This is a genomic window from Anabaena sp. CA = ATCC 33047 (genome assembly GCF_963870205.1).
Lineage (GTDB): Bacteria > Cyanobacteriota > Cyanobacteriia > Cyanobacteriales > Nostocaceae > Trichormus.
Genome location: NZ_CAWMSA010000044.1, coordinates 20,339 through 34,905 on the forward strand (window position 1 = coordinate 20,339; position 14,567 = coordinate 34,905).

Genomic DNA, 14,567 nt, shown 5'->3' on the forward strand with positions numbered 1-14,567 from the left:
ATGTCTAATAACCAATGACTAATAACCAATTTCCATGATTCCTATTAGTGATAACTTAAGCTCTGATAAACAACCTATTGTTAATTATTGGCTGATTGGTATTAACATCTTAATATTTTTATGGCAACTTAAATTAGAATTGAGTGGTGAGTTAGGTAATTTTGTTAATCATTGGGGTGTAGTTCCAGCGCAGTTGACTACAGCCATCAATAATGCACTGTTGAGCAATCCGGCGGCGTGGTTGGTGGTTGTCGGGCGGTTGTTTTCTCTGGTATTTGGGTTATTTCTGCATGGCAGTTTTAGTCAAATTTTGGGTAATCTGTTGTTTTTGTGGGTGTTTGGTAAATCTGTCGAAAATATTCTAGGACATAGACGTTATTTGGGTTTGTATCTGATTGCTGGTGTGTTAACTGTTATCGCACAAGTTTTGGTTGAACCGAGTTTAAGAGTTCCTGTGATTGGGGCAAATGGGGCTGTAGCTGCTATTTTAGGGGCTTATGTGATGCGTTTCCCTAAAACTAAAATAGACACGGTTTTACCTTTAATTTTGATATATATCCCTATCCAGTTACCTGCTTATTTTTATGCTTTTTGGTGGTTTGTTCAACAGTTATTCTACGGTATTGGCAGTTTAAACATTCCGCCTGTGGGTGTGAATCAACCGAGTTTAGCTTACTGGATGCAGTTTGTCGGTTTGCTCATCGGTGCTGGTTATATGAGAATATCGCCCGGACTCAGCCATAAATGAAACCAGATGTTTAGGCAGACAAACAATTGTCATTGGTGGAGGGCGATCGCCTACTTGTTTCCTCAGCATTATTCCCCAGACTCAGAAATTGCCACATCTTCCTGAGTTAGCCTCATGCCGTGATGCTTGCTGTTTGTGCGTCAGCCATTGGCTATGTCATCAGGTAAGCATAATTTAATGCCGTCATTTCTGTGATGGCGATCGCTTTATTCCTTGCAACCACAGCTAATTAACTGAACCGTCTTCAGCTATATTCCCCAAAATTCATCATCTTATTTTTATAAACTGCAACAATATTTATCTTGAAATTTTACTGGTATAGGTGATAAATTTTCTAAGACTCAAATCTGGTGCAATATAAACAACCAGTCAAATCGAATACATTTAAACCCAAACAACCATGACTATAAGTCTCAGATAAGTAAAGTATGATGCAACATTCGCCATTTTTTTCTCAGTAATCTCAGTAATATTTATCGCTATTACCGTAGAATTACTGTTTGATGTAGTTTATGATTCTCCTAGGATTTTCCTGACGAAGAAATAGCAGTTTTTTATCAATTTAAATGTTGGTCAAAAACAGCAAGATTTCTTTTAAATCCTCTATGATTTTCTATTAAGTCCATTGTGGAATAATTTCTCTGAAATTATTCTAGATCATATCCAAGAGCTTCAGGAGTAATTGTCATGAACCAAATACAATTAACTTTAATCATTAGTTATCTATTGATGACTTGTTACTTTTTTATTAACTGGCTACGCTTTTCGCTGCGTCACCCTACTTCTTCCCCAGAAGACAAATTTTTATCTTTTATCATGTTTTTAATTACAACAGTTTTTTGGCCTGTAATTGTGCCGATATCTTTGCTAGAGGTGTTCAAAACGCGAAAACTGGAAATCAGCACAGTGATACCAGTTTTGTTAGCGATGTTTGCATTTAGTATTTCTTACCTAATATCTGAATTTTCTGCCTAGTAATCAAACAAACTTGTTTCAGGATTACCGCCTCTATTGCTGACTGCGTGTGCATAAATAATAGGTATTGTGATTGAGTAACCGGGTGAACTGCCGTTAGCGTAGCATGAACAAAGCTCTTGAGCTTCACCCGGATAAATTCCCCTGCCAGTCTCCTACCTTGATGTTTATGCAGCGAACATTTTTTGTAAATTTTCAGGATGTGTAGCTGCTAAATATTGAGCTGCCATTTCTGGTGTAAGCAGTTCAATCATGATTCTGTTTTCTAACCAGAACTCAATCACATCAAAGAAAGAGTCACGATTACAGCGTACAACTCTCCAACCTTCGCGATTACCAATCTGTTCGATTTTCTCTTGAGTAGTAGAGACAGAAATGGCGGCATGGGTAGCTGTATAACCAGACACAGTAGAAGCCTCGACAAAAGTGACTTGATGATCACCTTCACCGGGTTTTAGCTGAGTTTTTAAAGGATAAATTTCAATCCCTGTACCGTGTTCATCGAGGGGTAAAACCATGTAACTCCCTGGATGGGGGAAAAAGGGAACAGCTTTACCATCCAAGACTTCTGCTAGAACTTGGGCAACTTGTTGGGGATTCTCAGCAGAAATAGAAATGTGATGAATCATAATATACCTCACCGCCCCATGATGATGGGGTTAATCAATTTTTTTATGAGTCTTTATTGTCCACAATCGGCTTGACTTTTTATCACCGATGTAGCATAAATTTATGCAGTTCACGCCAATAAAAAAATTGATTGAGCGGAGAAATTACACAAATAGCCTCTCAGCTACTCACGAGAAAATCCCACAACCTCACACAAAAAAATCAATATACCCTACTCCCAAGTTCCTATAAGGGTTTAGCGATGCTAAACCCCTACTCAGATTTTAAGGCGTGGTTGGAGTCGTTCCAGGTGTAACTTCTGGCGTGACTGGTGGAACAACTTCTGGAGTGACAACTGGGGGTGTAGCGGCTGGGGGTGCGGTGGTTGGGGTTTGCGTAGCAGGCGCGCAGGCTCCTATAAATATACTTAACCCAACAGATGAAGCTAACAAACAGAATTTTTTGCTCATAAATCCTCCTATGAGAATTAAGTCTGAACAGTTAAAATGTGGGTACTATCGAAATCTTGGCCATGAAAACACCTACGGTGAAACGTACAGTTTCCAAAGCTGAATTGCCAAATCGAAAATTATTTATTGAACGCCTGTAATGCTTGGTGCTAACGATACACAAGGTTTTCCCTACTATGAGAATTGTTGCCAGTTTGGCTTTATCCTGAGTGATTTAGTCAGCTTTTACATCCGTCGTTGGTTATAAGGCTTTTTTCTGAGAGCAGGGTATATATTAATTTACAAGTGATACTGTTTCTGAATTTTAGAGACGTTATAGGTAACATCACGCACCCGATGAATCAACAGTGAGTTGGGGCTAATTCCTACTTGTTCAAATCCGCAAATCTTGACATTTATATTATGATGATACAGCCTCCATCTTTTCAACCAATTTCACAACGTCCCATCTTTAAACTTCCCCATGATGCCAGAGTGGCTGTGTGGGTAGTCATGAATATCGAACATTTCACTTTTGGGAAATTAGGGACAGCTATTCAACCTCATTTAAATAGTTATCCAGAAATTGCTAACTATGGTTGGCGAGACTATGGGAATCAAGTGGGAATTTGGCGGTTATTGGAATTATTTGCTGAGTTGGAAATTCCGGTTACTGCCGCAGTAAATGGGGAAATTTGTCCGCTTTATCCAGAAATTATGGCAGCTATCACACAATGTGGTTGGGAAGTCATGGCACATGGCTTAAATAATTCCACTGGGCATAGTGGCATGGATAGAGAAACAGAAACTCAGGTAATTAATCAAACTTTAGATTTATTCCGCGAAGCTACTGGCAAAATTCCTAAAGGTTGGCTTACGCCAGGTTTTTCAATTACTGAATCAACTTTTGATTTATTACAGGCGGCGGGTATTGTTTATACTGCTGACTGGGTAAATGATGAGCAACCTTTTTGGTATCCTGTGTCTGATGGGCAATTGTTAGCTATTCCTTATACTATCGAAGCTAATGATATTAGTTTGTGTTTGAGTAATCGCTTTTCTGGTGCTGAATTTTCGCAAGCAATTATTGACCAATTTGATCAACTTTGGCAAGATGGTAAACTTCAAGGGCGGGTTATGGCTATTGGGTTGCATCCTTTTATTGTTGGTCAACCTCTGCGGTTAAAGTATTTAAAGGAATGTTTATTATATATTAAAGGTCATCCTAATACTTGGTTAACTACTGGTGAGGGGATTTATGATTGGATGGTTGAGGAAAGGATTGATTAAAATTTTTCAACGCAAAGGTGCGCGGAGGTAACGCATACGCCGTTAGGCGTTCCCGCAGGGTAGGAACGCAGAGAGTTAGTGAAGGTTTTTGGTTTTGGATGCACGATTTATTAGAGGCATTTGGGTTAGTGGTATGGCTACTTCTTCAACTCCAGTTTTAAGGGTACCTGTATTTGATGCTAATGCGGAAAATGTTCAACCTTATGGGTTTTTGTTGGGGGATGATGTCTGTAAGCCAGGGTTGGGTATTCCTTTTTATCAAGATAGGGTATTGGAAGGGGAAAATGTAGATTTTATCTATCGGGGAAGGGCAACTTTTAGAACTGCGAAGATTTTACCGGGATATCCGCCAGTTATTTGGTTGGAAAGGCATCTGTATATGACTCAAATGTTTATCGCTTTGGGTCAGGCTCCGTTTATTATGGTGATGGCTCCACCTAATCATCAGGCTGGGGAGGATTTACCTAGTTTAAGTCAAGTTCAGGCTTTGCGTTTTCAGGCTGGACAAGGTTTGTTGTTACATCTCGGTACTTGGCATGATTTTCCTATAGCTGGCGATGATCGCCCTGTGGTGATTTTAACAGCTAATTCTGATGAGGTCGTCACGGCTTTGAGTCAAATGCAGACTCCGGGCGAAATGAATCAGGGTGATGTGTATAAGATTTCACTGCCACAACGCTTAAATTGTGAGATTCAATTAGAATTTTGAGTGGGGTGTTGCTGTTAAGCTTCAGAAAAAAAACGATTGCTCAGAAAACTTTGAGCAATCGCCGTCACCAATGATTATTTCTGATCTAATGATAGTGAGTATATACAGGAATTTGTCGCTATTCATTACCGAAAACTGCAATCTTGACTTCACAAAGTTTCTATGAGCAGTTGTAGAATTAATTGTAGTGGTACTTCTACCCAGTCTGGGCGATGTTTCAGTTCTGAGTCTAGGGTGTCAATCAATTTTTCTAAGACGCTAGTAGTTAGTAATACTTGCAATTCTGCGGTTGATTTCGGTAAAAAGGTGTCTTGGCTCGCTGTTGCTAAATAGGAGTTTAAAAAGGCTTTACTTACCCAGGTGTACCACATCTGCGCCCATTGTGCCATCACAGGCTGATTTTCTGGGACAATCATCCCACTGGCGATTTCTTGGCGTAAGGCTTGAGTGACTGCGTATTGAAATGATACTAACATGGATGCTACATCTTTGAGGGGCGATCGCTTGCGCCGGCGATCGCTCAAACTCCTGGCGGCTTTTCCTTCAAAATGTGTAATGATAAAGTCTCTACCTGTATATAGCAACTGCCCTAGATGATAGTCCCCATGATAACGCGTCCGTTTAGCTGTAATTTTTTGTTTGACTACTGACTGAAAACATGATAAAATTTCATGCTGGCTATTGATGACTTCTAAGGCTAATTGTTGGGTATTGGCTGGTAATGATGCTAATTTTTCGTGCAGTACCCGAAAGACTTGCCCGGTTAAGTTGCGGCCATTTTGATAGATGGAACGCTGATAAAATGATGAAAAAGGTTCTGGCGCAAAGTCGGGGTTATCTGTGTCGGCGGCAAGGGCAATATGCAATTCAGCTGTAGTCTTACCTAATAGTTGCACATTTGGCAGGTAAGAGTTCATAGTTTGTATTGCCAAGTCGGGAATTTCGTTTGTTTGTAAATCTAGCCAAGAAGCCGATGATAGAGGCATTTCGGCAATATTGGCTTGTTCGGTGCTGACAACATCAAAATAGTGGCGTAAGCTATCAAGGGTATATTCCCAACCACTGCGGGTGTCTAAAATTAACTCTTGTAAAATACCAACAGTCACAGGTAAAGCGGGACTATATCCTGATTTATGAGGATAGCGATATTCTAACGCTCCAACTACCGGTACAAAATGTTGTAAGCGTTTTTTCTCACCTAAAAATCGCCGAATTTCTAAATCAGGGTGCATACCTGTTTCGACTTTGCGGAATAGTTTCAAACACAGGCTATCGTCATACATGATATAAGTTTTGGTTTGTTCTCCTCCTTCTTTGACGGTAGGATGACGATAAATTGCTGGTTGGTTGTGGGGAAATAAATCTGTGGCTGTACCCAATAATTCGCCGGTTGTTCCCTGATAGGTGCGATGATCAGCAATGATATCTAACAATGCCAAGATAAAGTCTTTGTCTGCTAAAGCATCATATAAAATTCCGACTTCTTCTTGTGCTTGCACTTGCAGACGCGCCATGACAGCCTGTGGTGTTTCCGCTAATAGGTGCAGTGCTGGTTCACCTTCGGCATAAGCTAAAAATAATAGATATGTTTCCTGACTGGCTTGCAGATATTCCACCTGTAACCAGACAATTTCAGCTAACTTCTGATTATAGGGTATGGCGATCGCTTCAGTAATTTGCACTGATTGTACAGTCTGAGTTTTACCACCAAACCAATCACAGGTATAGAGATAATCCCGCAGTGTTGACTCTAAAACGGCTTTAACTTCTCGTTGCGAAATCACATTTTGCCAGGCATCCGTCACCACTAATGTAGGTAACTCTGCTTGCGGTTTGGGTGGTTGAGTCAAACTAGGTTTAGGTTGTAGAGTAAACCAATAAACGCCGTAGGGACTCAAACTGAGAAAATAAGCTGATTCGCCAATTTTGGGAAATTCCGTATTGCCAAAAATCTCCACTGGTAGCAGTCCGTTGTATGCTGAAAGGTCTAAACCTACTGTTTGGACGTAGTGGGATAAATTGGCGACGACGAGAATTTGTTCTGTGGATGTGCGACGGATGAAAGCGAAAACTTTACGGTTACTAGAGTGTAGTAATTCTAAATGTCCTTTTCCTAAAGCTTGAAAGCGTTTACGAGTTGCTAACAACCGCTTCATGAAATACCACAGAGAGTTAGGGTTAGCCCGTTGAGCTTCCACGTTCACCGCTTCATAGTGGTATTCTGAGTCTATAATTACCGGCAGGTATAAACGCTGGGGATTAGCGCGACTAAAACCAGCATTTCGATCTGCACTCCACTGCATGGGAGTTCTGACACCATTGCGATCGCCTAAATAAACGTTATCACCCATGCCAATCTCATCACCATAATATATCACCGGTGTACCTGGCAGAGATAACAGTAAACTATTAAGTAATTCTATCTGACGGCGGTCATTTCCCAAAAGTGGCGATAATCGGCGACGAATGCCCAAATTCAGCCGCATTACTGGGTCTTGAGCATATACCTTATACATAAAGTCTCTATCTTCATCCGTCACCATTTCTAAGGTAAGTTCGTCATGGTTGCGGAGGAATAACGCCCATTGACAATTATCAGGAATGGGTGGAGTTTGCTGGAGAATATCGACAATGGGAAAATTATCTTCCATTCGCAACGCCATAAATAAACGTGGCATCAGGGGAAAATGGAAGTTCATCTGACACTCATTCCCTGTACCATAATATTGGGCTGCATCTTCTGGCCATTGGTTAGCTTCTGCTAGCAGCATCCGGTTAGGGTATTTCGCGTCAACGTGCGATCGCAACTCTTGTAAAAACCCATGAGTTTCTGGTAAATTTTCGCAGTTCGTTCCTTCCCGTTCATATAAATAAGGAACTGCATCCATACGCAACCCATCAACACCCATCCCCAACCAAAAATCTAGAACCTCAAATACAGCTTGACGCACTAAGGGATGATCATAATTTAAATCAGGCTGATGGGAGTAGAAACGATGCCAATAATATGCTTTAGCGACTGCATCCCAAGCCCAATTAGAAGTTTCAAAATCTTGAAAAATAATCCGTGCTTCTTGATATTTTTCCGGGCTATCACTCCAGACATAAAAATCTCGTTCTGGACTGCCTTTTGGTGAACGCCGCGCCCGTTGAAACCAAGGATGCTGATCAGATGTATGGTTAATAATTAACTCAATAATTACCCGAATTCCACGCTGATGGGCAGCAGTCAATAACTGTTTAAAATCTGCCAACGAACCATAAATCGGGTTCACACTGGTGTAATCAGCAATATCATAACCATCATCCTTTAAAGGTGAGGGAAAAAATGGCAATAACCAGATAGCATTAATCCCCAACTCTTGGAGATAATCTAACTTTTCCGTCAGTCCCCGAAAATCTCCTATACCATCACCATTACTGTCAGCAAATGCCCGCACAGGTAACTCATAAATTATTGCATTTTTAAACCACAACGGGTCATTTTCTAAAGTTAAATTAGGCATTTAAATAATTTACCAGCCACATCATTAGAAGTTAATTTCATCCTCAGAGTAGCTCAGATTGTGACTGGATTAATCTAACACAGGGATGACTCCCATAGCCAAAGGAACTATAACCAAAGAGTCAGAAACAACCGAATACTTACAATATGAATATAGAGACGTTGCCTAAAACATCTGTAATCAGGGTTGAAATTCAATAAGATTCATGATCAAACCAACTGCTCTTAACCGTTTCACTCATGTTTAAGAGGCTAAAAATTTATTGATACTATCAACAGCATTTTGGTTAAGGTTTTTATCTACCAGAATACAGGAGTCAGGAGTCAGAATTCAGAATAAATTCTGTACGACTGGCGGATGAATAATCAGGTTTAAGACTCCCCACTAAATTTTCAATTTAGTGGTCTTCCCTACGGGACGCTACGCGAAAAATTAGTGGTGGGTTCAAGCCCCCACTAATTGTCTTTAATGCAAGAATTTTGAATTTTTAATTTTGAATTGGAGCGTTCGCGTAGCGTCTTGCAGAGAAGCGACTTGACTGATGATTACAGTGTTCCCAGATAGCGATCGCTAGTTATTCATTTCATAGTAAATTACGGTAAACAACATACATGCCGCCGATGTAGAGAAAAATAAGAGTTAGTCCATCCCAAGTGAGATACATTCGGGAACGACTAACGGCATGGTAAATTAGACCGGCGATCGCTATTGAGGTCATCACCATCGCTACAATATCTGTAAAAATATGTATTCGGCTAATACTTAACCACAGACTACCCGAAAGATAAACTAAATCATAAATGCCAAGAATCGCTAAATTAAAGATATTAGAACCAAAAAGGTTAGAAACTGCCAAATCTACGGCGTTGAGTCTTACTGCTGCCACGGATGCCACTATTTCAGGTAAAGAAGTCGCTGTAGCTAATAAAATCGCACCGATGAAACTCTTGCCTAATCCAGTAATTTCGGCAATTTGATCACCTAAAAATGCTAGCCACACCCCTAAAATTACAATTGCTACTGAATGCAAACAAAATTGTCGATAAGCTTGTTGAGTAGTTATGTCTTCGTATTGAAAAATCTCTACTTCTTCTTCTAACACGGCAGCACGTCGTCTAGACTCAAATCGGGCAATGGTTCTAGCACTGACAAAATACAACAAAATTAATAACACACTGGGAATACCCACCCATCCCAAGCTTAAATTCACATTGGTTTGTGCCAACAGCATTCCAGCCGCCGCTACACCTAGCATCACACAACCCAGACTCGCGGCTAATCCATGACTAATCTGTGCTTGTTTCAGTAATGGCTCAGGGCCAGTCACAATATCCAATAGTGCTAAAATCAGCAAATTAAATAAACAACTGCCCAAAATTCCCCCCACAGCCAAGTCTGGGGAATTAAAAATAACTATGGCACTAATTCCTGTTGCTAACTCTGGTAAAGAAGTCACACCCGCTAGTAAGATGGTGCCAATCCAAGTACGTCCTAATCCAGTTTTTTCTGCCAAGATATCGGCACTTTGGGAAAGCTTGATTCCTACCGCAATCACTAAAATAAAGCAAACCAGAACTTGAATAAATAGCAGCATGATTAAGGCTAGAGATGGTGAGATGGGAACAAAAAGAATGAAAACACTCTTTCAAGATAAAATCCCACAGGCTGTTTATCCCACAATCAGAGCTAGAAAATCTCTGTTTCCTTCTGTCTCTAACCTGTCGCTGCTAGCCTGTAGCCCCAATTTTCAGGTTATTCTGCTGGGGTAAATCGTAAATATCCCAGTTTTGGATACTATGCTGGCGTAAGCTGTCTTCTACCCGATGAATTTCTGAGTCTGTGCCATTGAGTATGAGTAAATAATAACTTTGTTGGAGGCGATCGCTATACACTCTAGCTCGATTTTCCGGTATGCCTAAACTCACCAACGCCTTGACTAAATTCTCATAGGCTGCTGTTCCCACTGCTACACCTCCGATGCTAGCAATTAAAGCCGCACCTATCGAACCTGCTGCTAGTATTGCTCCTAAAGTGCCTGGCAGAGCTAAACTGCTAATACCCACCAACAAACCACCCCAGGTAGTTGCTGTCAGTGTATCCCCGATTGCGCCTGTAGTATTTACATCTTGCTTACCAATGCGATCGCTCACCTTAACATCGCCTACTGCGTCCCTTTTTTCTACATCTTTGGCAATCACAGAAATCTGTTCTACAGGGAAGTCAGCCGCTTTTAATTGATTAATCGCTTGTTCTAATTCTGAGGATTTAGTAAATACTCCTAAGCCGATTTTTGGATGATTATTTGTCATATTCACCTCGATGTGGGGAGTGGGGACTGGAGATTGAGGATTGAGAATCTAATCATTGTTTAAACTTTGAATTTTGTAGGCGTAAACTTAGCCGTAGGCTATTTTAAATTTTGAATTGGTGTTAAAACTTGTCCGTCAGCATCTGATAATGATGTTTTTCCTAACCAATGCACGGGGAAAGTATCGCCTACTTGTTCAATAAATTTATCTAGTTCTTCTAAACTCAAAGCACCTGGAACTGGATAACGAGCTTTGATCAGTCGTGGTAGTTCGGTATTATATTGGATTAAAGCGGGAAAGTTGCGCGGAAAATCTTCTGTAATCCCGACGAACTCGCCGCGCTGGCGTGCATACTTAAACACCTCTCGCCATTGTTCGATAGTCGGCAAACCTGCCGCATCTACCCCATGAGAGAAAAGTATCAGATAAATTTCATCATAGGGTTCTGTCTGCTTCAAGTATTGCTGAATCCAATCAAGTGACGGTTCCATGTTAAACTTCATCCAAAATGGTACAGAAGCAGTACGCAAAGACCACATTGGTTCTAGGAGGATGAAGGATTCGACAAACAAACGGTTAGCCATGATGCCCCGTTTTTTGTACCACCAACGATATAATTCAGCCACAAAGGGGCTGAGGTGTTCTGGTTCTTTAAAGACGATGCGCCGGAGATGATAACCGCGATCGCGGGCGAAATTTTCGATATCTTCCCGTAGCATAGGCTCAAAACCCCATTCGGCTTCCGGGCGATCGCTATCAGGTTGGGGTGCTTCCCATTGTCGGCGATGGGAATGATAGCGTTCTAAATATTCGCTGACACGTCGGCTACCATAGAGAAACTCCTCTGGGGTGGCACCACCTAACGCCCCAAACTGGAAAAAGTGGCGATCGTCAACTTGCGTTGTGTGCCAAGTTCGCTGACACTCAACAATAAAAATCGTTCCGCCTTTAGGTAAGCAGTTTTGCAAAAAGCGTTTATAAGTTTCCCCCAAAGCCCGACGCTTCACCCGAAAATAAGTCATCCCCCGCAAAGTCAAGCGGTCTTGATTGGGGTCATACATGTGATGTAGTTGCAAATCTGGGTTAGCATTTAGCAAAGGCTTGGCTTTTTCCCTGCCCCACTCCATCGCCTTTTGGGGTTCATCGGGATGTAATTCTGGGTGGAGTACAGGAATTAAATAAGTTTGAGGTAGCCAAGGCATTCCTAAAGCTGCACATAAATGCACCAATGCACCACTAGCCGAACCAATCGCCACGGCTGGATATTGATGTTGGGGGTACTCATTCACCATCCATTCTGAGACTACCTCGCTGCTAACATCTCCCAACCTGGCGGCGGGAATGGCTTCCCCTGCACTACCAGCAGTATAGATCAACTCTTTTACAGGTCGGGGCAACTTGTTAATTAAAATCGAGATTGGTTCTAACGCGGCTGGCATTGAACCCATCCCCGGAAAATCTTCACCCCGCAGATAAGCAGCAGTTGCCCGTAACATTGCCGTGGCAGAGTCAAAACCGGCGATGTAAGGCGGAGCTATGCGTAATTGTGCCATCCAATCAGCTAACATTCCTTGATAAAAGGGCGTTTGCATTTAACTTCTCCTTTGCAACTGAGTAGGGTTGTGTAGCGTTAATGAAGGCACGAGTGACGCGGGTTAGTTCCAGAGGTCTACTGTAATTCAGGGTATGCCCCCCACCAGGAATTACAGCTAGTCGGGCATTTGGTAACAGATGCACAACTTCCTCCGCCCACTGCTGGCTAACAACGGGGTCTTCTCGACCACGCACAACTAATGTGGGGACGGGGACATCGGGTAGTTTGTCTTCAATTCGGTCGGCGAAGGCGATTTGAACGGTACGAATAAAGCGGGAAAAACCAGCTTGCCAATAATCGTAAGCTTGCAGGGGAGCTTGAGAGGGGTTTTCTAGGGGAGCGTTACGGAAAAATCGCCATAATTGCTGCGGTAAGGTGCGGGCGTGGGGGTCAATGGTGGGGCCTTGTAAGATGGCTCGTTCTAGGCGATCGCTATGATGTAGGGCAAATTCAACTATAATCTGACAGCCGAAGGAGTTACCCAGCATGGTTGCGCGTTCAATTCCCACTGCATCCATCCATTGGCATAAAATATCTGCCAACTCTGGTAATTCTAAGGTGTGTTTTGGCTTGTCACTTTCACCGTAACCGGGCAAGTCTGGCGCATACACCTGAAAATCTGGTGCTAGTAACTCGCCGAGGGGAGTCATGTAACGACTGGAAACTACCAACCCATGCACCAGAATGATTACGGGAGTCTCTGGTTTAAGTGATGAGACTCGCGCGTGTATTGATAAACCATTGACGTTGGTGTATTGGCTCTCTAGTTTGCCTTTTGGTAAGTTCATGGTGGTGTTTTTTCACGCAGAGGAGGACACTTGCGTGGGCGGGTTTCCCGACTTGAGCAAAGTGTCCGTCGCGCAGAGGCGCAGAGAGAGAAAGGGGGAGAAATCTTGAATTTTGAATTTTGAATTTTGAATTGATTCCTCCCTACTCTCTGTTTAAGACATGGGTAAACCTATTCTCTGCGCTGCTTGTCTTGCCATATCCCAGATATCTTGACTTGTCATGCCATCTCGAACTAACCAGTTACCACTGATGCCTGTGTAGTCTTGCATTGGCTCGAAGACGTTACCATCGGTATGGGGGGCGGGTTTATGATCTTGGAAGTGGTCTTGGTCTACTTGATTTGCCATCATCTGTTCAAAGGCATCGGGAGTCAAGGTTTTTTGTAACACTTGCAAATACACGGCTTGACCGACGATGATTTCGCGCTGTGGTCTTTCTACTAAACCGGCGATCGCCTCAGCTACTTGTTTGGCAGGATATAAAGGTGTCATGGGTTTAGTTTGGCGACCTGTGTAATTCCCGGCGTGTTGAAATATCGGTGTATCAATCGAACCAGGCAACACAGTACAAACATGAATATCAGGCGCATTATCTAAATACAATTCCATCCGCAGCGAATCGGAAAGTCCCCGAATCGCATACTTGCTAATCGTGTAGGGAATTGTGTATGGTTGACCCGTTACGCCTACACCTGAAGACACATTAATCAAGTTACCGCTTCCTTGTTCCCGAAAGTGGGGTAAAGCCGCACGCGCCCCATAAATGTAACCAAATAAATTAGTCTCTATTACCCGTCGGAAAGCTTGCATAGGTGCATCTTCAAACCGTGCAAAGACGCTGACTGCGGCATTGTTTACCCACACATCTAAGCGTCCAAAGGATTCAATGGCGCGGCGTGCTAAGGCTTGTACATCGGATTCAAAAGTGACATCTGTTCGTACTGCTATCGCCGTTGCGCCTAGGTGTTCGCACTCTTGAGCAACTTCCTGTAAAGCACCCTCACGCCTGGCGGCTAGGAGTAATGTGGCTCGTTGTTTAGCAAACTCTAGGGCTGTGGCTCGCCCAATACCGCTTGATGCACCTGTTATCACTATGACGGAACTGTGTATTGGTCGTGGCATTTTCCTTTCTCCTTGAGCGATACTTACGGTAGGCGCAGCCATCGCAGTTATTTACAACAAATTTCTAGTTTTTTTGATGATTTCTTTCCCTACTGGCAGTTAATCACCGTTTTTATGTTTTAAACTTGATTTTTTACCTATTTGGCTACAATTTCGTTGACTAAAACATAGGTTCTAATGTGGCATTATTTAGCTAATTTTTATTACCGTCTTAAGATAGAAGTTTATTGGCATTTTTGCAGGAGCTTAGGATACAAACCTTAGCTATAAATACTTGGATATGTCCATTTATTGGCAGGAGATTAAAATCGAATTACCGCCTATTAAATTGAGGATTAATTAGGATAATTCTAGGGTTTTTAGGGATTTTATGAGCTTTACATATGTTGATACCCAGTTTTTTTAAGAATAACTCTCTCTAATTTCTAAATATTAATTTCCTGAAGATTTTTTGTCTGAGTATGATAG

General features: G+C 42.0%; 12 protein-coding genes. 4 read left to right on the forward strand and 8 right to left on the reverse strand.

Features of this window, described 5'->3' with window-relative positions; genetic code table 11:
• Window positions 1-34 precede the first annotated feature (34 nt).
• A complete protein-coding gene (locus tag AACS98_RS12185) occupies window positions 35-748 on the forward strand; it encodes a rhomboid family intramembrane serine protease (protein ID WP_066380137.1) in 714 nt (237 codons plus the stop codon).
• 687 nt (window positions 749-1,435) lie between these two features.
• A complete protein-coding gene (locus tag AACS98_RS12190) occupies window positions 1,436-1,723 on the forward strand; it encodes a hypothetical protein (protein ID WP_066380138.1) in 288 nt (95 codons plus the stop codon).
• A gap of 167 nt (window positions 1,724-1,890) precedes the next feature.
• On the opposite strand, the gene AACS98_RS12195 is transcribed toward AACS98_RS12190, so the two are convergent.
• Entirely contained in the window at window positions 1,891-2,352 is a 462-nt protein-coding gene (locus AACS98_RS12195) for a hypothetical protein (RefSeq protein WP_066380139.1), read from the reverse strand.
• Window positions 2,353-2,616: 264 nt separating this feature from the next.
• Entirely contained in the window at window positions 2,617-2,802 is a 186-nt protein-coding gene (locus AACS98_RS12200) for a beta-Ig-H3/fasciclin (protein WP_082803756.1), read from the reverse strand.
• A gap of 408 nt (window positions 2,803-3,210) precedes the next feature.
• On the opposite strand from AACS98_RS12200, the gene AACS98_RS12205 reads away from it, so the two are divergent.
• Window positions 3,211-4,071 carry a polysaccharide deacetylase family protein gene (locus AACS98_RS12205; protein ID WP_066380956.1) on the forward strand — a complete coding sequence of 287 codons (861 nt, stop codon included), beginning with the start codon at window positions 3,211-3,213 and terminating at the stop codon, window positions 4,069-4,071.
• 133 nt (window positions 4,072-4,204) lie between these two features.
• A complete protein-coding gene (locus AACS98_RS12210; RefSeq protein ID WP_066380958.1) occupies window positions 4,205-4,780 on the forward strand; it encodes an ureidoglycolate lyase in 576 nt (191 codons plus the stop codon).
• Window positions 4,781-4,929: 149 nt separating this feature from the next.
• On the opposite strand, the gene treS is transcribed toward AACS98_RS12210, so the two are convergent.
• The 6 genes from treS to AACS98_RS12240 form a co-directional block, all read right to left on the reverse strand.
• Window positions 4,930-8,286 carry a maltose alpha-D-glucosyltransferase gene (gene treS, locus AACS98_RS12215; protein WP_066380142.1) on the reverse strand — a complete coding sequence of 1,119 codons (3,357 nt, stop codon included), beginning with the start codon at window positions 8,284-8,286 and terminating at the stop codon, window positions 4,930-4,932.
• 583 nt (window positions 8,287-8,869) lie between these two features.
• Entirely contained in the window at window positions 8,870-9,880 is a 1,011-nt protein-coding gene (locus AACS98_RS12220) for a sodium:calcium antiporter (RefSeq protein WP_066380143.1), read from the reverse strand.
• Between the two features lie 133 nt (window positions 9,881-10,013).
• The gene (locus tag AACS98_RS12225) at window positions 10,014-10,595 is read right to left on the reverse strand and encodes a general stress protein (protein ID WP_066380145.1); all 582 of its coding nucleotides are present in this window, start codon (window positions 10,593-10,595) and stop codon (window positions 10,014-10,016) included.
• Between the two features lie 98 nt (window positions 10,596-10,693).
• A complete protein-coding gene (locus AACS98_RS12230) occupies window positions 10,694-12,187 on the reverse strand; it encodes a hypothetical protein (protein WP_231867015.1) in 1,494 nt (497 codons plus the stop codon).
• Window positions 12,153-12,977 carry an alpha/beta fold hydrolase gene (locus tag AACS98_RS12235; protein ID WP_066380147.1) on the reverse strand — a complete coding sequence of 275 codons (825 nt, stop codon included), beginning with the start codon at window positions 12,975-12,977 and terminating at the stop codon, window positions 12,153-12,155. The genes AACS98_RS12230 and AACS98_RS12235 overlap by 35 nt, the downstream gene beginning before the upstream one ends.
• A 153-nt stretch (window positions 12,978-13,130) precedes the next feature.
• Window positions 13,131-14,099, reverse strand: coding sequence for an SDR family oxidoreductase (locus AACS98_RS12240; protein ID WP_066380149.1), 969 nt, complete (start codon window positions 14,097-14,099; stop codon window positions 13,131-13,133).
• Between the last annotated feature and the right edge of the window lie 468 nt (window positions 14,100-14,567).

Bases quoted from the DNA above. Each gene is read 5' to 3' on its own strand.
- treS (WP_066380142.1), bottom strand. From the start codon at position 8,286: ATGCCTAATTTAACTTTAGAAAATGACCCGTTGTGGTTTAAAAATGCA.
- AACS98_RS12225 (WP_066380145.1), bottom strand. From the start codon at position 10,595: ATGACAAATAATCATCCAAAAATCGGCTTAGGAGTATTTACTAAATCC.
- AACS98_RS12200 (WP_082803756.1), bottom strand. From the start codon at position 2,802: ATGAGCAAAAAATTCTGTTTGTTAGCTTCATCTGTTGGGTTAAGTATA.
- AACS98_RS12235 (WP_066380147.1), bottom strand. From the start codon at position 12,977: ATGAACTTACCAAAAGGCAAACTAGAGAGCCAATACACCAACGTCAAT.
- AACS98_RS12210 (WP_066380958.1), top strand. From the start codon at position 4,205: ATGGCTACTTCTTCAACTCCAGTTTTAAGGGTACCTGTATTTGATGCT.
- AACS98_RS12220 (WP_066380143.1), bottom strand. From the start codon at position 9,880: ATGCTGCTATTTATTCAAGTTCTGGTTTGCTTTATTTTAGTGATTGCG.
- AACS98_RS12240 (WP_066380149.1), bottom strand. From the start codon at position 14,099: ATGCCACGACCAATACACAGTTCCGTCATAGTGATAACAGGTGCATCA.
- AACS98_RS12185 (WP_066380137.1), top strand. From the start codon at position 35: ATGATTCCTATTAGTGATAACTTAAGCTCTGATAAACAACCTATTGTT.
- AACS98_RS12190 (WP_066380138.1), top strand. From the start codon at position 1,436: ATGAACCAAATACAATTAACTTTAATCATTAGTTATCTATTGATGACT.
- AACS98_RS12230 (WP_231867015.1), bottom strand. From the start codon at position 12,187: ATGCAAACGCCCTTTTATCAAGGAATGTTAGCTGATTGGATGGCACAA.
- AACS98_RS12195 (WP_066380139.1), bottom strand. From the start codon at position 2,352: ATGATTCATCACATTTCTATTTCTGCTGAGAATCCCCAACAAGTTGCC.